At 58.9% G+C, this 19,406-nt stretch carries 14 protein-coding genes; 8 read left to right on the forward strand and 6 right to left on the reverse strand.

Features of this window, described 5'->3' with window-relative positions:
• Positions 1-6: 6 nt before the first annotated feature.
• Entirely contained in the window at positions 7-435 is a 429-nt protein-coding gene (locus AUC43_RS10220) for an OsmC family protein (RefSeq protein WP_068198472.1), read from the reverse strand.
• Between the two features lie 137 nt (positions 436-572).
• Here AUC43_RS10220 and AUC43_RS10225 point away from each other — a divergent pair, with 137 nt between their 5' ends.
• From AUC43_RS10225 to AUC43_RS10240, 5 genes are all read left to right on the forward strand, one after another.
• Positions 573-2,072, forward strand: coding sequence for a GH3 family acyl-acid amido synthetase (locus AUC43_RS10225; protein WP_068192710.1), 1,500 nt, complete (start codon positions 573-575; stop codon positions 2,070-2,072).
• 18 nt (positions 2,073-2,090) lie between these two features.
• Positions 2,091-2,288: a hypothetical protein gene (locus AUC43_RS10230; protein ID WP_068192713.1), complete on the forward strand. Its 198-nt coding sequence runs from the start codon at positions 2,091-2,093 to the stop codon at positions 2,286-2,288.
• Positions 2,275-2,700 (forward strand): hypothetical protein, encoded by a 426-nt coding sequence (locus AUC43_RS20950; RefSeq protein WP_157781028.1) that lies wholly within the window; start codon positions 2,275-2,277, stop codon positions 2,698-2,700. The genes AUC43_RS10230 and AUC43_RS20950 overlap by 14 nt, the downstream gene beginning before the upstream one ends.
• Complete coding sequence (locus AUC43_RS10235) at positions 2,679-3,143, forward strand: 3-oxoacyl-ACP synthase (RefSeq protein ID WP_068192716.1); 465 nt, start codon at positions 2,679-2,681, stop codon at positions 3,141-3,143. Before AUC43_RS20950 ends, AUC43_RS10235 begins: the two co-directional genes overlap by 22 nt.
• Positions 3,144-3,246: 103 nt before the next feature.
• Complete coding sequence (locus tag AUC43_RS10240) at positions 3,247-4,275, forward strand: MBL fold metallo-hydrolase (protein WP_068192720.1); 1,029 nt, start codon at positions 3,247-3,249, stop codon at positions 4,273-4,275.
• 4 nt (positions 4,276-4,279) lie between these two features.
• On the opposite strand, the gene AUC43_RS10245 is transcribed toward AUC43_RS10240, so the two are convergent.
• Entirely contained in the window at positions 4,280-6,430 is a 2,151-nt protein-coding gene (locus AUC43_RS10245; RefSeq protein WP_233253982.1) for an OmpA family protein, read from the reverse strand.
• 234 nt (positions 6,431-6,664) lie between these two features.
• On the opposite strand from AUC43_RS10245, the gene lon reads away from it, so the two are divergent.
• The 3 genes from lon to hslU all read left to right on the forward strand — a co-directional run bounded on the left by lon (position 6,665) and on the right by hslU (position 12,180).
• Positions 6,665-9,190, forward strand: coding sequence for an endopeptidase La (gene lon, locus AUC43_RS10250; RefSeq protein ID WP_068192723.1), 2,526 nt, complete (start codon positions 6,665-6,667; stop codon positions 9,188-9,190).
• A 305-nt stretch (positions 9,191-9,495) separates the two neighbouring features.
• Complete coding sequence (porQ, locus tag AUC43_RS10255; protein WP_068192724.1) at positions 9,496-10,557, forward strand: type IX secretion system protein PorQ; 1,062 nt, start codon at positions 9,496-9,498, stop codon at positions 10,555-10,557.
• A 213-nt stretch (positions 10,558-10,770) separates the two neighbouring features.
• Entirely contained in the window at positions 10,771-12,180 is a 1,410-nt protein-coding gene (gene hslU / locus AUC43_RS10260) for an ATP-dependent protease ATPase subunit HslU (RefSeq protein ID WP_068192726.1), read from the forward strand.
• A 68-nt stretch (positions 12,181-12,248) separates the two neighbouring features.
• Here hslU and AUC43_RS10265 read toward each other — a convergent pair whose 3' ends face one another.
• From AUC43_RS10265 to AUC43_RS10280, 4 genes are all read right to left on the reverse strand, one after another.
• Positions 12,249-13,637 (reverse strand): RagB/SusD family nutrient uptake outer membrane protein, encoded by a 1,389-nt coding sequence (locus AUC43_RS10265; RefSeq protein WP_068192728.1) that lies wholly within the window; start codon positions 13,635-13,637, stop codon positions 12,249-12,251.
• A gap of 45 nt (positions 13,638-13,682) precedes the next feature.
• On the reverse strand, positions 13,683-16,775 hold the full coding sequence (locus tag AUC43_RS10270) for a SusC/RagA family TonB-linked outer membrane protein (protein WP_157781029.1): 3,093 nt from the start codon (positions 16,773-16,775) through the stop codon (positions 13,683-13,685).
• A 607-nt stretch (positions 16,776-17,382) separates the two neighbouring features.
• On the reverse strand, positions 17,383-17,799 hold the full coding sequence (locus tag AUC43_RS10275; RefSeq protein WP_157781030.1) for a hypothetical protein: 417 nt from the start codon (positions 17,797-17,799) through the stop codon (positions 17,383-17,385).
• Between the two features lie 173 nt (positions 17,800-17,972).
• Positions 17,973-19,391 carry a SusD/RagB family nutrient-binding outer membrane lipoprotein gene (locus tag AUC43_RS10280; protein ID WP_068192738.1) on the reverse strand — a complete coding sequence of 473 codons (1,419 nt, stop codon included), beginning with the start codon at positions 19,389-19,391 and terminating at the stop codon, positions 17,973-17,975.
• Positions 19,392-19,406: the final 15 nt, after the last annotated feature.

Here is a 19,406-nt window from a genome sequence, read left to right on the forward strand (position 1 = left end):
AGTAAATTAGCTGGCCAGATTGGCTTCCAGGGTCATTTCGCCTACCGAGCCCAAGGCCTTGGAAACCGGGCAGTTGGCTTTGGCGTTTTCGGCGTATTCCTTAAACTCGTCGGCCGACAAACCGGCTACTTTACCGCTGGTAGTCACGTGGATTTTGGTGATTACCGGCGCGCCGGTGCTCAGGTCGAGCGTCACCTTCGACTCGGTGGTGAGCTGCTCAACGGTTTTGCCGTCTTTGCTCAGGATGCTGTTGAGGAACATGGTGTAGCAGCCGGCGTGGGCGGCTCCGATGAGTTCTTCGGGATTGGTGCCTTTCTGGCCCTCAAAGCGGGCACTTGTGGAATAGGGAGCGTTGATGACGCCGCTCTGGGTGGAAATGGTGCCGCTGCCTTTGATGTCGCCGTTCCAGACAGCGTTGCCACGTTGGTTAATCATTGTAGTAAAAGGAAATTGGTCGTTGAAAATTGTGATGAGCATAGACAACGCGAACCAACCGATTTGGTTTGCCGGCCCGGCCGCTTCCTCGGCCAACGTATCTTCGCCGCCCACCAACAGCGTTTTTTTCCGAGCTAATGGGTATCAAAGCCGTTTTGAGCCGCCCCCTGGCTGCCTACGTATTGCACCGCGACCAGCGCCGGCAGCAAGACCCCGTGGGCGCGCAGCTGCGGCTGCTGGAGAAGCTGACGGCTGAAACCGCCGGCTTTACTGCCTTTGCCCGGGCCCACGAGGTAGCGGCCTTCTCGAGTCATGCTGACTTTATTAAGCAAGTACCCGTGCGCGACTACGAGGGCCTCAAGCCCTGGTTTGACCGCACCCAGGCCGGCGAGGCCGACGTGCTCTGGCCCGGCCGGCCGCTGTACCTGGCCAAAACCAGTGGCACCACTTCCGGCACCAAGTACATCCCCATCACTCACGCCAGCATCGCCAACCACATCGACGGCGCCCGCGACGCGCTGCTCTACTATATCCACCGCACCGGTCGCAGCCAGTTTCTCGACGGCAAGCTGATATTCCTGTCGGGCTCGCCGGAGCTGGAGCTGCACCACGGCATCCATACCGGCCGCCTCTCGGGCATTGCCAACCACCACGTGCCGGCCTACCTGCGCCGCAACCAGCTGCCCAGCTACGCCACCAACATCATCGAAGACTGGGAAACCAAGCTCGAGCGCATCGTGGACGAAACCCTGGGCCAGCCAATGACCCTGATTTCGGGCATCCCGCCCTGGGTGCAAATGTACTTCGACCGCCTCACGGCCCGCACCGGCCGGCCCATCAAGGACATCTTCCCCGACTTCAACCTGTTCGTCTACGGCGGCGTCAACTTTGAGCCCTACCGCGCCAAGCTCTTCGAAAGTATCGGCCGGCCCGTGGACAGTATTGAGCTATTTCCGGCTTCCGAGGGCTTCCTGGCCTTCCAAGACGAGCCCGGCAACCCGGGGCTGCTGTTGCTGCTCAACAGCGGCATTTTCTTTGAGTTCGTCCCCGCCGAGCGGTTCTTCGAGCCCAACGCCCCCCGCCTCACCATCGCCGATGTGGAGCTGGACCGTAACTATGCCGTCGTTCTGACCTCCAATGCCGGCCTGTGGGGCTACTCTCTTGGCGACACGGTGCGCTTCGTGAGTTTGCGCCCGCACCGTGTGGTGGTTACGGGCCGCATCAAGCACTTTCTCTCGGCCTTCGGCGAGCATGTGATAGGGGAGGAAGTGGAGCAGACGCTGCGCGAAACCATGGTTCAATTTCCAGAAGTAGAGGTCATCGAATTCACCGTGGCGCCGCTGGTGAGCGACGACCCGGCCACGCCCTCGCGGCACGAGTGGCTGGTTGAGTTTGCCCGCCCACCACAGGATGCGGCTGCTTTCGCCGCTGCTTTAGATACTTCGTTGCGCCGCCGCAACTCGTATTATGACGACTTGCGGAAAGGGAATATTCTGGTGCCGCTGCAACTAACGCCGTTGCCAGCAGGAGCGTTTCAGCGGTATATGAAAAGCCTGGGCCGGCTCGGTGGGCAGAACAAGGTACCCAGGTTGGGCAATGACCGGAAGGTGGCGGAAGGGATAATCGCAGCAGGGTAGAAATCCATAACTTTAGCCATGCTCCGCCTTGATAGAACCGTTACTCACAAAGTACTACTACACCACGACCAGGATGCGGAAGACTTTGCCCGTTGGCAAACAATGACCGTAACTGAAAAACAAGCGGTATTGGAATATCTGCGGTGGCAGGCAAAGGCGCTTCATGCCTTTAGTAAACTCCCTCGCAGTTCAGCGGCCAGCAATGAAGAGAAGTAAAATCGTGTTTTCCGTTAGCATAGACTATGACGACGACTGTTTATTTGATATAAACGTTATTCGGCCAGACGTAAAAGCGCATGCCCATTTTTATGGCGATGTCGACACATTTGCAGCTTTTGGCAAAGCATTAATGAGGTTTCCCCAAAGCCCTACAGATACCGTTAGTTTTGAAGTTGGCCAAGTCGGACATCCATCTTCTTTTGACTATTTGCTTATAAAAGCATATTGCGCTAGCCCAGTAGGTGATACGACACTGAAAATAATAGCGGACAACAACGAAGAGGGAGCCGCGCATCTTGAATTCTCGATAGCCTCTGAAGCGGCTGCCATCAACAAATTAGGGGGCTTATTAGCGAATTGGCAGATGAAAGCCAATCCGCAAATAGTATGGAAAGCCGAAACGAGATGACCAAACCCCAACTCCACGCCGCCTGCCAGGCCTTTATCCAGGAACGCATCGACGCGGCGCGCACTGCCATGCAGGCAGCCCAGGAATCCTCAAGCTCCGAAACCAAGAGCAGCGCCGGCGACAAGTATGAAACCGGCCGCGAAATGGCCAACGCCGAGCGTGACCGCAACGCTGCGCACATGCAGCAAGCCCAGCAACTACAAGTTGAGCTGGCTCGCATCAGCCCCGATGCGGCTTGCGACGCCGTGCGCCCCGGCGCGCTGGTAACCACCAATCTGGGCCGTTTCTACATTGGCATTAGCGCCGGCAAGCTGGCGGTGGAAGGGGAGGAGTATTTTGCGGTGTCGGGCGCGGCGCCGGTGGCGGTGGCGCTCAAGGGCCTGCGGGCGGGGCAGGAAGTGGTGTTCAACGGCAAGCCGGTACGGGTGCTGGCGGTGGAATAGCCAGCTCAATTTTCGGTGGTTGAAATATCGACGGCCGAAAAACGTCTGGCAGGGCCGCGGCTGGTGCGCGGCCAACTCAATCCTTTTGCGCAACGACAATTGTATGAAAATTCTGGGCAAAAATCCATCGGCTGAACAGCTGCAAGCCTTTGCGAAGCTGCCCAATTTCCGGGATGGCAAATTCCGAAATCTCGACGGTGTGGAGTTCCGTGTGAGCGACGCGCCCATGGGCAAAATGCTGCGCGACTTTCTCAACAAGCCCAAATCGGTGAAGCCATCGCGGGCCGTGCCCGCCGTGCAAACGGACTTGACCTCGACCAGCTACGCGCGGCCCACCATCATTTGGTTTGGCCACTCGTCGTACCTGATAAAGCTGCGGGAGCTGAATATTCTAGTTGACCCGGTGTTTAGCGGCAATGCCTCGCCCATTCCGCGGTCGGTGCAGGCCTTTGCCGGGGCCAATGGCTACAACGTGGACCACTTGCCCCCGATTGACGTGCTGGTGCTCACCCACGACCACTACGACCACCTCGACTACCAGACGCTGGTACGCCTCCGCGGCAAGGTGAAGCACGTCGTGACGAGCCTGGGCGTAGGCGCCCACCTCCAGCACTGGGGCTGGCCCCAGAACCTCATTACCGAGCTGAACTGGCACCAAACCACCACCGTAACCGACCAGGTGCAGCTAACGGCCGTGCCCGCGCAGCACATGTCGGGCCGCAGCTTGCGGCCCCAGCGCACGCTGTGGGCCGCCTATGTGCTGCAGCTGCCGGGCTATCGGCTCTACTTAGGCGGCGACAGCGGCTACAACCGCCATTTCAAGGCCATCGGCGAGCAGTACGGGCCCTTCGACCTCGCCCTGCTCGAAAACGGGCAGTACAATCCCAGCTGGCAGGCCATTCATACCCTGCCCGAAGAAACGGCCCAGGCTGCCGTCGATTTGCAGGCCAAGATGCTGTTTCCCGTGCATTGGGCCAAATTTATGCTGGCCTACCACCCCTGGAACGAACCCATCAAGCGCCTGCTGCCCGCCGCTGATGCCCTGGGCCTGCCCGTGACGGTGCCCCGCATTGGGGAGCCGTACACCCTGGGTGAGCCCGCCCGCCGCGAGGCGTGGTGGGAGTTTGAGTAGGCGCCTATTTCCACTCCCCGCCGCCATCGGCGGGCTTGTCGCCTTCGGGCTTGAGCAGACGGAACTCAACCCGGCGGTTCACCTTGGCGTCGGCGTCGGTTATCTCGTCCTTCAGGGGCTTTGAGGAACCGTAGCCGAAGCTTTCGATGCGGTTGGGCTTGAGCTTGCCTTTGCGCTCGATGTAGCGGCGAATTTCCTCGGCGCGGTCCTGCGAGAGCCGCTCGTTCACGTCGGGGTCGCCGCTGGTGTCGGTGTGGCCCCCAATGTTGAGCCGGAACGTGGGGTGGTCCACCAGGAAAATGGCAATGCGGTCGAGCGTGGCGTACATGGAAGGCAGAATGGCAAACTTGCCCGGCTGAAACTCAATGTTCTTGAAAATCAGCGGCAGCTTGTAGTCGATGCTGTTGGTGAGCAGCGTCATCACCGTGTCGCCTTTCAGCGCAAACTGCTTCTCGACGCTGAAAAAGTCGGTACTTTGAATGAGCATGGCGTAGTGCGAGCCCTCAATCAGCTCAAAGTCGAAGGTGCCGTCGGGCCGGATGAACTTGCTGGCGACTTCGATGCCGTTGTCGGTGTCGATAATGCTCACAATGCCCTTCAGCGGCTTGCTAGATACCGAGTCGAGTAGCGTGCCTTCTACCTTGGTGGTGGCCAAGGGCTGGGCCTCCATGGGCAGCGGGAAGGAGTAGAGGTCGAGGTTGTTGATTTCCGCAGCTTCGGAGCGGGCGTAGTAGAGGTTTTTGCTTTGGGCGTCGATGGTAAAGTAGTACTCGGAACCTTTGCCGTTTACCAGGGGGCCTATGTTTTTGGGCTCCTGCCAGCGGCCACCCACCCGGTAGGTTTTGTAAATGTCAAAATCGCCGAAGTTGAGCAGCTGCCCGCGCGAGCTGAAGTACAGCACGTGGTAGAGCGGGTGATAAAACGGGCTCACTTCGCTTTCGCGCGTGTTCACCACGGGCCCGGCGTTTTCGGCCTGGCTCCACTGCCCATTGCGCAGCTTGTGGGTGAAGTAGATGTCGGAAAGCCCGAAGCCGCCCAGGCGGTCGGAAGCGAAGTAGAGCGTGTCCTCGTTTTGGGAGAGGGTGGGCTGGGAGTCCCAGGCCGGCGAGTTCACGGCAGTGCCGAGGCTTTTGGGCATGCTCCACTTACCGTCTTTGCCCTTCGTGGCCGTAAACAGGTCGCAGTTGCCGTGGCAGGTGGCGCACTCGCAGCGGGCGAAGAAGATGGTGCGGCCGTCCTTGCTCAGGCAGGCCGAGCCCTCGTTGTTGGGCGAGTTGATGGGTTTGGGCAGCGGCTCGGCGTCGCTCCAGCTCACGCCTTCCTTGTGCGAGGTATACAGGTCTTCGTCGATAACGCCGGTGATGCTGTGGCGCTTGCGCTTGCTGCTGAACAGAATGGTCGAATCGTTGTTGGCCAGCGCCGGCCCGTAGTCGGGGGCTTTGCCGTTGATGGCGTCGCCCATGCTCGTGTACACGCCCTTGGGCGGGTGAAACGTGTTGATGTTCTTGCGGTACTCCACCAGGTCGTAGTACGTTTTCAGGGGCACGTACAGGTCCTGGTTTTTCTGCTCCAGCGAGTCGTAGTAGAGCTGCACTTTGGTGATGTCGGAGCGGTGGTGCTTGAGGGCCAGGCGGTAATACGCTTTGGCTTTCACCATCTGGCTGTCGCGCTCCAGCAGCTGGCCCAGGTGCCAGAGCAGGTCGGTGTTGCGGGCAAAGTTGGTGGGGCCGAAGCGGGCCACGTATTCTTCCAGCAGCACGCGCGCCGGGCGGTACTGGTGCCGCCGCTCGGCTTTGGTAATGGCCCGCAGCGCCTTTTTATCCTCGTAATACGGGTAGCGGTTGATGTTCACGAAGTCCGGCGTGCCATCGGGGCGCAGGTGCAGCTTGCGGATGGTACGGCTGCTGAGGCTCCGCACCCGGTAGGTGCCCGGCGCAATGGCAGGCGGGCGTACCGTAGCGGCCGGCTTGGCTCGCGGAGCGCCCTTGCGCGTGGCTGGGGCCGCCGAAGCGCCGCCGCTGGTGGTATCGGCCGAAGGCGAGGCCGCAGGCGGGATGGCTTTGGCGGCGCGGCGCTGGGCGTGGGCACGCGGCGCGGCCGCCATTCCCAGCGCGAGCAGGAACAGGACGCGGCACCAACGCAATAAAGAAGACATTAGTAAAGTACTAAAATAAAAGATTTGAGCAAGTTGCCAACAAATTAACACTATATAAATTGATAATCAGCCGGACCCTGCAACCGATTGCGCCGCTTTGGCGGGGCGGCCCCACTGGCACGGCCCTTGACGACCTAAACCGTCGGGAAGCCGTATCTTGTACTTCCCCCTTTACCGGGCGGCGGGCTGCCATTGTGGCACCCGCTGCCGCTGCTTTTGGCTTTATCCCCGCCCATGCGTCTGGCATCCATTATTCCCTCCGATACATCTTCCTCCGCGACCACCTTTATTCAGGCGTTCAGCGACTCCAATTCCCAACCCGAAGCCATTGCGATTATGGCGGCCGACCCCGACCACCTGCTGCGCGGCGACGACGCTCCGCCCACGCTGCCGCTGCTGCCGGTGCGCAATACCGTCTTGTTTCCGGGCGTGGTGCTGCCCGTCACGGTCACCCGCAAAAAGAGCATCAAGCTGGTACGCAAGGCCTACGCCGGTGATAAGCTCCTGGGCGTAGTGGCCCAACAAAGTCCCGACGCCGACGAGCCCACCACCGACGAGCTGCACCCTGTGGGCACGCTGGCCCGCATTCTCAAGCTGCTCGAGCAGCCCGACGGCCAGGTTACCATCATCCTGCAGGGGCAGGTGCGCTTCACTATCGAGGAGCAGCTCACTTACACGCCGCTGCTCACCGCGCGCGTGAGCTACTTCTCGGAGGTGGCCCTGAACCCCGAAATTCCCGGCGAATTTGGCCTGCTGCAGGCCCTGCGCGAAGCCGCCACCAAGGTGCTGGAGCTCACGCCGGAAATTCCGATGGAAGCCCGGGCCATGCTCGATGGCATTCAGTCGCCGGCGTTTCTCACGCATTTTCTTTCGTCGAATGTGCAGCTCGACTTGCCCGCTAAGCAGAAGCTGCTGGAACTGGCCGACCCCGAGCAGCAAGCCCGCCAGCTCCTCGAAGCCTTGCTGAGCCAGGCCGAGCTGCTCGAAATCAAGCAGGACATTCGTTCTAAAACGCACACCGGCATCGATGCCCAGCAGCGCGAGTACTTCCTGCGCCAGCAGCTCAAAACCCTGCAGGATGAGCTGGGCCAGGAAGGCCCCGACGAGGACATGCACCGCCTGCGCGCCCGCGCCGAAACCAAAAAGTGGCCCGAGTCGGTGGCGCTTCATTTCAAAAAGGAAATGGACAAGCTGGCCCGCACCAACCCCATGGCGCCCGATTATTCGGTGAGCATCAACTACGTGGAGTTTCTGCTCGACCTGCCCTGGGGCGAATACACCAAGGACAAGTTCAACCTCAAGCAAACCAAGAAAATCCTCGACGCCGACCATTTCGGCCTAGAAAAGGTAAAGGAGCGGATTTTGGAATACATCGCCGTACTAAAGCTGAAGCAGGATCTGAAGGCACCGATACTGTGCCTGTACGGCCCGCCCGGCGTGGGCAAAACCTCTTTGGGCCGCAGCATCGCGGCCGCCATGGGCCGCAAGTACGTGCGCATGAGCCTGGGCGGCGTGCGCGACGAAGCCGAAATCCGCGGCCACCGCAAGACCTACGTGGGCGCCATGCCTGGCCGCATCATTGCCCAGATTAAGAAAGCCGGTGCTTCGAACCCCGTTATCATTCTCGATGAGATTGACAAGGTGAGCAGCGACTTCCGCGGCGACCCCAGCTCGGCCCTGCTCGAAGTGCTCGACCCCGAGCAAAACGCCACCTTCACCGACAACTACCTGGAGGTGGAGTACGACCTGAGCAAGGTCCTGTTCATTGCCACGGCCAACTCGCTCGATACCATTCAGCCCGCCCTGCGCGACCGCATGGAAATCATCGACCTGACCGGCTACACCCAGGAGGAGAAAGTGCAGATTGCGCGCAAGCACCTCTGGCCCAAGCAGCTCAAGGAGCACGGCCTGGGCGAGGCCGAAGTAAAAATCACGGACGCGGCCTTGCACCGCGTGGCCGACGACTACACCCGGGAAAGCGGCGTGCGCGGCCTGGAACGCAAGCTCGCGGCCGTGACGCGCAACCTGGCCCGCCGCAAGGCCGGCAAAGAGCCCGTGCCCGCCGTGATGGAGCCGGCCGAAATCCGCAAAATCCTTGGGGCTGCCATTTTTGACCGCGACCAGTACCAGGACAACGACACCGCCGGCGTGGTAACGGGCCTGGCCTGGACCAGCGTGGGCGGCGATATTCTCTTCGTGGAAAGCCTGTTGAGCCGCGGCCGGGGCAAGCTCACGCTGAGCGGGCAACTGGGCGACGTGATGAAGGAATCGGCTATCACGGCGCTTTCCTATCTGCGCAGCCGCGCCGATGAAATCGGCATCGACTACCGCCTGTTTGAGCAGTACGACCTGCACATCCACTTCCCCGAGGGAGCGGTACCCAAGGACGGCCCCAGCGCGGGCATTGCCATTTTCACCAGCATGGCCTCGGCCTACACGCAGCGCCGCGTGCGCCCGCGCATGGCCATGACCGGCGAAATTACCCTCCGCGGCAAGGTGCTGCCCGTGGGCGGCATCAAGGAAAAGCTGCTGGCCGCCCGCCGCGCCGGCATGAAAGACATTATTCTCTGCCCCAAAAACCGCAAAGACATCGAGGAAATCCAGGAAGACTACCTCAAAGGCCTCACCATTCACTACGCCGACCGCGTTGATGACGTGTTGCGTGTGGCTCTGCTGGATGAGCTAGTGCCCCACCCGCAGAAGCTGCCCGTGCGCGACGAGCCGGTGCCCGCCAATGGGCCCAGCGTGGAGGTGCAATAGTTACGTTTTCAGTGACGAGAACGTCATGCCGGGCGCAGCGAAGCATCTCGCGTGCAGCAGTAAACCCAATCGTCTGTCATGCTGACGAAGGAAGCATCTTATCGCCGCTGCGCGAGTCGTTCGGCCGTGATAAGATGCTTCGCTGCGCTCTGCATGACAGATGGCGCGAGCAAGACGCTTCGGCTCCGCTCAGCATGATGTTCTTTTTCACATCGGACAACTGAAAAATTAGCGCGCAGGTACCTTCCCGCTCCTGATTTCGTTTGGGGCCGACGGAGGCTCCGGTTCCCTGTTATCTTAGACCAATGAAGCACTTTTCCGCCCGTGGGGCTGCTGGTTTTTGCCTGTTGCTGGGGGTGATGGGGCTGCTACCGGCCCGGGCGCAGCAGATTGGGGGGCGCACCGTGTTTCCCTTCCTGGATTTGCCGGCGGGAGCACAGCAAGCAGCGTTGGGTGGCACCAACGTATCGGCTCGCAACGACGACCCGACCATGCTTTTTGCCAACCCGGCCTTGCTCAACCCGGAAATGGACGGGCGCCTGGCCCTGAGCTATGTCGCCTACGTGGCCGACATCAAGCAAAGCACCGCCGCTTATGTGTTCAATACCCAGAAGGCGGGCCGCTTCGGCATCGGTCTTACTTACCTTAACTACGGGCAGCTGGAGAGCTACGACGCGGCCGGCAACAGCCTGGGTACGTTTGGCGTGAACGAATACACGGTAGGGGTGTCAGACTCCTACACCAAGGGCAAGTTCACCTTCGGCGCTACCACCAAGTTGGCCGTTTCCAGCATCGCGGGCAGCCGCTCGTTGGCCGGGGTGGCCGATGCCGGGGTCGTCTTCAAGCACCCCACCCAGGACTTCACGGTGGGCCTGGCGGCCAAGAACGCGGGCTACCAATTCTCGCCTTACCCGGGCACCGACCGTGGCCCGCTGCCGCTGGACGTGGAGCTGGGCGCCACCATCAAGCCAGAGCACATGCCGTTGCGCCTGTCGCTCACGGCCCACCACCTGCAGCAGTGGGACATTCAGTACCTCGACCCCAACCAACGCGGCCAACCCGACGCCAACAACGTAGTGAAGAAGCCCACCAAAAGCTTCGGCGACAACCTGGCTCGCCATTTCACCGCCAGCGCGACGCTGGTGCTGGGCCAGAATTTCAACCTGCGCGTGGGCTACAACCATTTGCAGCGCCGCGAGTTGCGCCTGGATAACACCAGCGGCAGCGCCGGCCTCAGCTTTGGCTTTATGCTTAAAATCAGCACCTTTCAGCTTGACTACACCCACGCCACGCTGCAGGCCGCCGGCTCCAGCGAATACTTCACGCTGGCGCGCAACCTTGATTCATTGTTTAAGAAAAAGGAGTAACCCAAACAGCTAATGCAACTGTGCAGCCCGTCGTAACTGAGTGCCTAGACCGTCATGCAGAGCGCAGCATCTTGCTCGAACCATTTGTCATGCTGACGAAGGAAGCCCCTTCTCACGCCACCACGATTCTTTCATCGGCGATAAGATGCTTCGCTGCGCTCTGCATGACGGGCATCTAAGACGTATCTGCCGCTTATATCCACTGACCCTTCCATGCTCAACCAAGATTTCTTAACTCCGGCGCAGATTGTGGCCGAGCTCGACAAGTACATTATCGGCCAGCACGATGCCAAGCGCCATGTGGCCATTGCCCTGCGAAACCGCTGGCGCCGCCTCCATGCCCCGGCCGACATGCAGGCCGAAATTGTGCCCAACAACATCCTGATGATTGGGGCCACGGGCGTGGGCAAGACCGAAATTGCCCGCCGCCTGGCTCACCTCGCCGATGCGCCGTTTGTGAAAGTAGAAGCCAGCAAATTCACCGAAGTGGGCTACGTGGGCCGCGACGTGGAAAGCATGGTGCGCGACCTCGCCGAGCAAAGTGTGAACCGCGTGAAAGCCCGCCGCCAGGAAGCCGTAAAGGCCCAGGCCGCCGAAGCCGTGGAAGAACTCATTCTGGATGCTCTAATTCCGGCGGTGCCCCGCCCCGCCGGGGCCCGGTCCAGCGTAGGCTTCCCCAGCACGGGGGGAGGGGAGGATGCCATGCCGCAGTCCGATGCCGAGCTGAACGAGCGTACCCGCGAGCGGTTCCGCCAGAAAATCAAGAATGGGGAGCTGGAAGACCGCAAGATTGAGATTCAGGTAGCGCAATCCGGCCCCAGCGTGGGCATCATGGGCGCACCTCCCGGCATCGACGAGGGCACGCTCTCGGGCCTGCAGGACATGCTGGGCAACATGCTGCCCAAGAAAACCCGCAAGCGCAAAGTGACGGTAGCCGAAGCCCGCAAGCTCCTTCTCGACGAAGAAGCCGCCAAGCTCATCGACATGGACGAGGTGAAGGAGGAAGCCGTCCGGCAGTGTGAGAACGCGGGCATCATCTTCATCGATGAGATTGACAAGGTAGCCAGCAGCGGCGGCAAAAGCGGCGGCGGCCCCGACGTAAGCCGCCAGGGGGTGCAGCGCGACCTGCTGCCCATCGTGGAAGGCTCGGCCGTAAGCACCAAGTACGGCATCGTCAATACCGACCACATCCTGTTCATCGCGGCTGGCGCGTTCCACGTCAGCAAGCCTTCCGACCTCATCCCCGAGCTGCAGGGCCGCTTCCCCATCCGCGTGGAGCTGCAAAGCCTGACCAAGAACGACTTTTTCCGCATTCTGAAGGACCCCAAGAATGCCCTCACCAAGCAATACGAGGCCCTGCTCAAAGCCGAAGAAGTGGAGCTGACTTTCGACGATGCTGCCCTGGAGCGCGTGGCCGAAATCGCCTCCGAAGTCAATGCCGAAGTGGAGAACATCGGGGCCCGCCGCCTCCACACGGTCATGAGCCGGCTGCTCAACGACATTCTCTACGACGTGCCCGATAAGATTGGGGCCAACGCGCACATTCTCATCACGGCCGCATTGGTAGACGAGCGGCTCAACGACATGGTAAAGAACCGCGACTTGAGCCAGTACATTTTGTAGCCTCCGCTGCCCATAAAAAAAGCCCCGGCCAAATTGGCCGGGGCTTTTTATTGAACTACTGCTAGTGCTTAGTAACCGGTGTTCTGTTTCAAGAGCGGATTCAGCTGCACATCGCGGTCCGGAATCGGGAAAATAACGCGAGGGTCATTGTACTTAACCAGGGGCACGGTACCGTGTGCGGGAATGTCACGCTTATAACGCAGCAAATCATATAAACGGAAGCCTTCGAATGCCAACTCCAAGCGACGCTCTTCGAGGATGGCATCTATCAGCCCGGCCTGGGTGGCAACGGACGTAACGGGCACTGCAGTGGTTGAGCGAGTACGCACCTGATTCAGAAGCGTAATGGCTTCGACACTGGGCGTGGCGCTAGTTTGAGCCAACGCTTCGGCGCGGGTCAGCAGTATCTCAGGGTAGCGAATGACCGGTACCCAGTTGTCAACAGCGTAAAATTTGGCTGTAAACGTGTTGGCGCCCCTAACGTCGAGCAACGTGGTCCGGCGCTTGTCGGTAGCGGACAGCGGACCCGTGCTGGCTACATAAGGCGTTACCGTAATGTCGGCCCGGCGGTCAGGACCGTAGTGCTGGCCAATGGCGTTGTTCGTGTTGGGGTTGTCGGTTGAGTTAAACGCAACCGAGAATATGGACTCCTTAGTAGTGAAAGTGTAAAAGGCGTCGCGGGGGCTGGGGTTAAGCGCATACTGGTTGCCGGTAATAACCTGGCCAGCAAAATCGGCTGCCTTAACGTAATCTCCCTTATACAGGTACACCCGGGCTAGCAGAGCGCGGCCGGCTTCTTTGGTTGCCCGGCCCACGTTTTGGATGCTGCGGGCTGGTGTTACTGCCGGTAGGTCGGCAATTGCCTCCGTCAAATCCTTCTCCATCTGGGCGTAAACTTCCCCTACTGAGGCACGGGGCAAACGCTGGCTCACATCGAACGCATCAGCAGCCGATGCAGGCGCCGTCAACTGCAACACGATTCCCGGGTGGGAAGCATTAGCCGTGAAGTTATACGGCTGCGCAAAGAGGTTCACCAGGTGCCACATGGTGAGGGCGCGGATAAACTTGCACTCAGCAATGTATTGCTTTTCCAGAGCAGGGGAAACCTTGCCGCTGTTGAGGGCAATATTCTGTAGAAAGGAGTTTGCTCCGAAGATAGTGCGATAGCCGCCCTGCCAAGCGGTTTGGGCAAATCCGTCTGTAGAGAGCATTTGGAAGCGGCCCACGTTGCCAAAGTAGCTGGGTACGTCGGTATCACCGCTACGGATATCGGAATAGATAAGCGCGCGGCCACCCAGAAACTCTGCGTTTTGCAGGTCGTTGTACACGCCCAGAATGGACTTGTTGATGCGGTCGGCCGTGGCAAAGGCATCATCAACCGTGAAGTTAGCCGGTGGGTCCTGGTTGAGAACTTCGCAGGCAGGGAGACCGGTCAGCAGTGCAGCTGACAGAAGCATCGAAGCTACGGTGCGAGATTGAAACAGATTCATATACTAGTAAGATTAGAAGCTAACGTTGAGACCAAGCGTGTAGCTGCGGGTTTGGGGTACCGAACGGTTGTCGATGCCGTAACCAACGTTTGTATTGTTGCGGTTGGAATTCACCTCGGGGTCGGTGCCTTTGTATTTGGTAAACACCAAGGCATTCTGCACCTGAGCGTAGACACGCAGGTTGCTTACACCGATAACGTTGTTGATGCCCTTGGGCAGGTTGTAGCCCAGGCTAACCTGACGCAAGCGCAGGAAACGGCCGTCTTCCAACCACCGGGTCGAACTTTGCTGTGCCGTGTTGTCGGCCAGGTACAAGCGGGGAACGTCCGTCTGCTGACCAGGAGTAGTCCAGCGGTCCTTAATTTCTTCGATGTTGTTGTTGTATAGGTTGGTCAGCAGGCCCTGGCGGGTGGCGTTGAAAATCTTGTTGCCACCGCTGTACTGCAGGAATACGCCAAGGTCGAGGCCTTTGAAGCTGAAGGTGTTATCAAAGCCACCGTAGTAGGTGGGGTAGCCGGTTTCCTTCAGGTAAACTGCATCACTCTGGGTGATGGGAGTCGTGGGCTCGCCGGTGGCGGTCAGGTAGGTGCCCGTTACCGGGTTGTACTGCTTGATGTTGCCATCCTTATCGAGGAACTGGCCGTTGCCGTTGGCAGGGTTTACGCCAGCCCAACGGATGAGCTTGTACACACCCAGGGCGCTGCCGATGCTGGCACGCTGCACGCCGCTCTGAATATCGGCCGGGTCGTTTAGGGCAGTAACCTGGTTTTTCAGGATGGACGTATTGAACGATGAAGTCCAGCGGAAGCCGTTTTCAGCCTGAACATTGATGGTGTTGATAGTGAGTTCAACGCCACGGTTGTACATCGAGCCAACGTTGCGGAAAATTGAGCCGCCGGGTACGCCCAACTGAAAGGGCAGGGGAGCATTCAGGAGCAAGCCGCTGATGTCGTTATTGAAGAAGTCGAACGACATGTTGATGCGGTCGCCCAAGAAACCGGCGTCCAAACCAACATCCAGCTTCTTCGAGGTCTCCCACTTCAGGTCGGGGTTACCAATTTGAACTATCGACAGGCCGTTCAGGTCAGCGTACTGACCGCCGCCGCCCAGAGTGCGCGAGGCGTACGAACCAATGCCGTTGGAGTTGCCTACCAAACCGTAGCTACCGCGCAGCTTGAGGTTCGACAAGAACTTCACGTTCTCCATGAAGCTCTCGCCGTTGATACGCCAGCCAGCCGAAATCGCCGGAAAGTAACCACGTTGGTTGTTTGCACCGAAGCGGGAGTCTTCGTCGGCGCGCTGCGAAAGCTGCAGGTAGTACCGGTCGCCGTAGTTATAGGCCACGCGCCCGAATACAGAGCGGAAGCCGTTGCCAAACTTGGTGCCACCGCTGAATGGGGTACCCGACTGGAGACCATCGAGGATGGCGTTGAATTTAGGGTCAGCGGTGTTTTGGGCACCGGCATATACCTGCATTTCCTGCGTTTCCTGGTATTCCAAACCAACTGTAGCACTCACGTTGTGCTTCTCGGCAAACGTCTTGTCATAGTTGGCGTAGTTCTGCCAGTTGGTTTGGGTACGGTCAAGGCGGTTGTCCTGAATCAGGCCCGAGTACGCGCGGCCCAGGCCGGAAAGGCGAATGTCGCTGTACTGGTCTTCGAAGTTGTCCAGGTAGTCAACGCCGTATTTAGAAGTCAGGCGCAGGCCCGTGATGGGCTGGATTTCGATGTAGCCATTGGCCAGCAGACGCCGTGAGGTGTTGGCGTTGCGGTTCAACTCAAGAACGGCCAAAGGGTGGCTTACCGCGTTGGCGATATAGGAAGTGGTGGTGGTGTTGTTCCCCTGGCCCAGGTTACCGGCAGCGTTCAGGTAGTAAGTGCCATCGGCACCATACACCGGAAGGTTAGGCGCAGCATTGTAGCCCGAAATGGTAGCACCTGCTAGGTAACCATCGGTCAAAACGCCGTTGTTCTGCGATTGAGCATAGTTGGCGCCTAGGCCGGCTTTCAGCCATTTCTTGGGCGTTATGTCCAGGTTAAGACGCACCGAACCACGACGCAGGCGGTTGGTTCTGATAACCCCGTTCTGGTCGGAATAATCTCCCGAGCCATAGTAGCTGGCTTTATCGTTGCCGCCCTGCAGGGCAACCTGGTAGTTTTGGGAAACACCCTTCCGGTAAATTTGCTTTAGCCAGTCAGTGCGGTCGGGAGAGCCATCACCGTTCACGTCCACATCCTTTGCAATAATTGCATTTGGAGAAGTAGCGCCGAAGCGGTTGGCTGCCTTTTCGTTCTGAATGGCGATAAAGTCCTCTGCGTTCAGCAACTTTGGCAGGCGCGTTACCTCGTTCAGGCCCACATAACTATTGAAGCTGATGCGGTTCTGGCCAGACTTGCCACGCTTTGTGGTGATGATGATAACGCCGTTGGCTGCACGCGAGCCATAAATTGCGGACGCCGAGGCATCTTTAAGTACGTCCACCGACTCAATGTCATTGGGGTTGATATCGGCCAGAGGGTTGTAGCGGGTACCGTTGCCACCGTTGAAGACGTTGGCGTTGTCACGGGTGCTAACTGGAACGCCGTCGATAACATAGAGGGGGTTCGAGTTGCCGCTGATAGAGTTTGAACCGCGAATGCGCACCGTCACGGCATCACCTAGAGCACCGCCGGTGTTGGTAACCTGCACGCCGGCTGCGCGGCCCGTCAGGGCCTGATCGAAACTCTGAACCGGCTGGTTCAAAAATTTCTCAGCCTTAACCGTGGTCACTGAACCCGTGATGTCCTTCACGTCCTGCGACCCACCGTAGCCGGTCACCACTACTTCGGTGAGCTGCTTGGTGTCGGTGGCCAGGGACACGGTAAACTGTGAATCGGAGCCGATGGCCCGCTCCTGGGTGGTCATGCCCACGGAGCTAAACACTAGAGTGCCGCCTGTTTCAGGCACCGTCAAATTAAAGCTGCCATCAGCATTGGTCGATACGCCATTAGTAGTGCCCTTAAGCAGCACGGTCACACCAGGAAGGCCGGTGCCGGTTGCTTGGTCGGTTATCCTGCCTGAAATGGAGCGGGTTTGCGCCATCGCTCCTTGCAGAAGAGTAAACATGAGTACAAGACTCATGAGTATGATTTTTTTCATGAACAAAAAATGTAGGTAAAGTGAGAATTTGGGAAGCTTTGTATTGTCAAAAATACGCTACGAATGTCATACCAGAGGAAAAAAAACATCAGTCCTTCATAAAAATTTCAGATTTCGTAACGAATTGATATACTTAATTAAGTTCTGTCAAAAAGAGCGTAATTAACTGTCAGTGAGAGCTTTTTATTCGATACAGGCTAATTGGCTGCGGATATCTTGTTGTTTTTCAGGGGTGAAATAATGCTGTATTAAGTAGTGGAAGTATGCAGTAAGCCATTGAAAAAAAGCCCCAACCGTAGCGGTTGGGGCTTTTTTGTACCTTACTAAGGAGTCGGTTTTTTGACCGGATTCTGAACAAACGGACTAGTGTTGAGGCTAAATCTGTAGCAAGCGCAGAGGGAATTAAGAGAGCAGCTCGGAATCGGAAACTTGAGCTGTTTGCCTGTCGGCGAGCCCAACCCTTAACCGGCCAGCAGGCGCGCCTCCCCAATATCTCCCATAATCTTAGCCAGCAGCCTACCGCGTACTGCTAAGGCCGCGCTTTCTAGGTGGTGATTGAGTTAGACTGAGCGGCTTACAGCACCGTGAACTTGGCGTAAAGCGCGTAGGGCGGATTAATCTGGGTGCCGGAGATAACCTTGGCCGTGGCGCCGCCGGCCAGCTTCACGTCGGAGAGGGGCGTGAGAATCACCCGCGAGCCGTCCTCGAGCACGTATTCGAAGGTGAAGACGATGAGGTCCCCGGTGAGCACCTCGTTGGGGCTGGTGGGCGTGGCGCCTAGCAGGTTGCGCAGGCTGGGCAGCACCTCCCCGGTGGCAAAGAAAAGGCGCTGCAGGCTGCTCAGCGGCTCTTGGCTGTTGAGGAAAACCCGGGCCGGGAACGTGCTGTACGAACCCTGCAGCACGCGCGGCCCAATGTTGTTGGCGTGCACCACCAGGATGGAGTAGCCCGTGCAGCCGCCTGTAGATAGCGTACGAACACAATTTCTCACATTTGAAAGCTTGCACTTAGGCCAAATGCCTCGTCGTCTTCAATAGCGCAGCTTATTAGCAAGACATAGGAAAAGAGCCAGGGTTTGTGGACGGATCAATGCAGATTTACGAACTAAAAAAGGCTGCCTGGAGGGCAGCCTTTTAAAATGGGAGCAGGTCGTTACTTGTCTATTTAGCCATTCACGGGTGTTTTTACAAACAGTCCGGGAATGGGCTTGGGCACGTTAGGGTTGGTATCGATTTCACTTTGCGGGTATAGCAAGCGCTGGGGGATATCGGACGAAACACTGCTTTTCTTGGGGATGCCAATGAGGTTGTTGGTGCGGCGCAGGTCGTTGAAGGGTTCCAGCTGGCCCACCATGCCCAAGTATTTTTCGGTCAGAATTTCCTTGAGGAGGGCTTGACCCGAGGTCTGGCCGGCGGTGGTATTGAGCAAGCCACCCACTTCAAAGTCGGTGGCGGTATAGGCCGTAAACTTGGTGCCGGCCGCGGTGTAGGTAGCAGCGTCGTAGGCGCGCAGGGTATTGAGCGCCGTAAGGGCGCCCGCGGCGTCGCCCGTGCGGGCCAGGGCTTCAGCCAGAATGGCCTGCGTCTCGAAATAGGTGACGAGTGGGGCGGCGGCATTGACCTTAAAAGCGCCGTTCACCACGTTCAGGTCCACGGCATAGCCGTTGGGGGAGGAAGCCGGGGTGTTGATGAAGAAGTAATTGCGCCGGCCTAGCTCGTTGGTTTTGGCATTAGCCCGGCTCGTATACAGCTGGTAGGCGTAAGAACCCTGCGCCGGGTTGGCGGCGGGGCCTTCGGCCGATAGGTAGCCGACGCGGGAGTTCGTGGTGAAGTCGTAGTAGGGGTTGGCGTCCTTGCCGTTGGCGGTGGCGGCGTTATAGGGCATGAGCATGTCGCCGGCTTTGCTGGCGATGCCGAGCTTGGCTTCGGCCGCGGCCTGAGCGTAGTTTTTTACGTGCAGGTAGTAGCGGGCCTTCAGCGAGTGCGCCGCGGCCACCCAGCTGCTTACGGTGCCTTGGTAAAAGACGTCGCGGGTGCCGGGCGAAATGCCATTTTTGGGCAGGTTGGTAATGGCCTGGTCAAGCAGCGTCTGCACGGCGACGTACACCGAAGCCTGGGGGTCAAACTTGCCGGGGGCGTCCTTCAGCGCTTCGGAGTAGGGTACATCGCCCCACAGGTCGGTGATGCTGCCCACAATCTGGGCTTCTACTACCTGGCCTATGCCGAGCAAGCGGAGGTTGTTCACGGCCTGCGCCTTGCTTTGCACCAAGCGGGCCTGGGCCAGCGTGGTGGCGTAGGCATTGGCCCAGGCCGAGTTGAAGTCGCCGGCCCCGATGTTATACAGTTCGAAACCCTGGTACTGCCGGTCGGAGCCGGTGAAATAGTCGGACCAGATGCCGGTCAGGCGCGGCATTTCGCCGCTCATAAACAAGCCTTCGCTGAGCTCGGCGGCCGTCAGCTGCTGGTCGGCGGGGGCGTCTTGGGGGGCATTGGGGTTGATATCGTAGCCGTTAACAAGCTTATTGCAGCTGCCGAAGGTGAGGCCCAGGGCGCCCAACAGCAAGAAGTATTTGAGATTTTTCATGTTAAGGTTCTCCGA

Origin of the sequence: Hymenobacter sedentarius (assembly GCF_001507645.1) — a bacterium.
GTDB classification, from domain to species: domain Bacteria; phylum Bacteroidota; class Bacteroidia; order Cytophagales; family Hymenobacteraceae; genus Hymenobacter; species Hymenobacter sedentarius.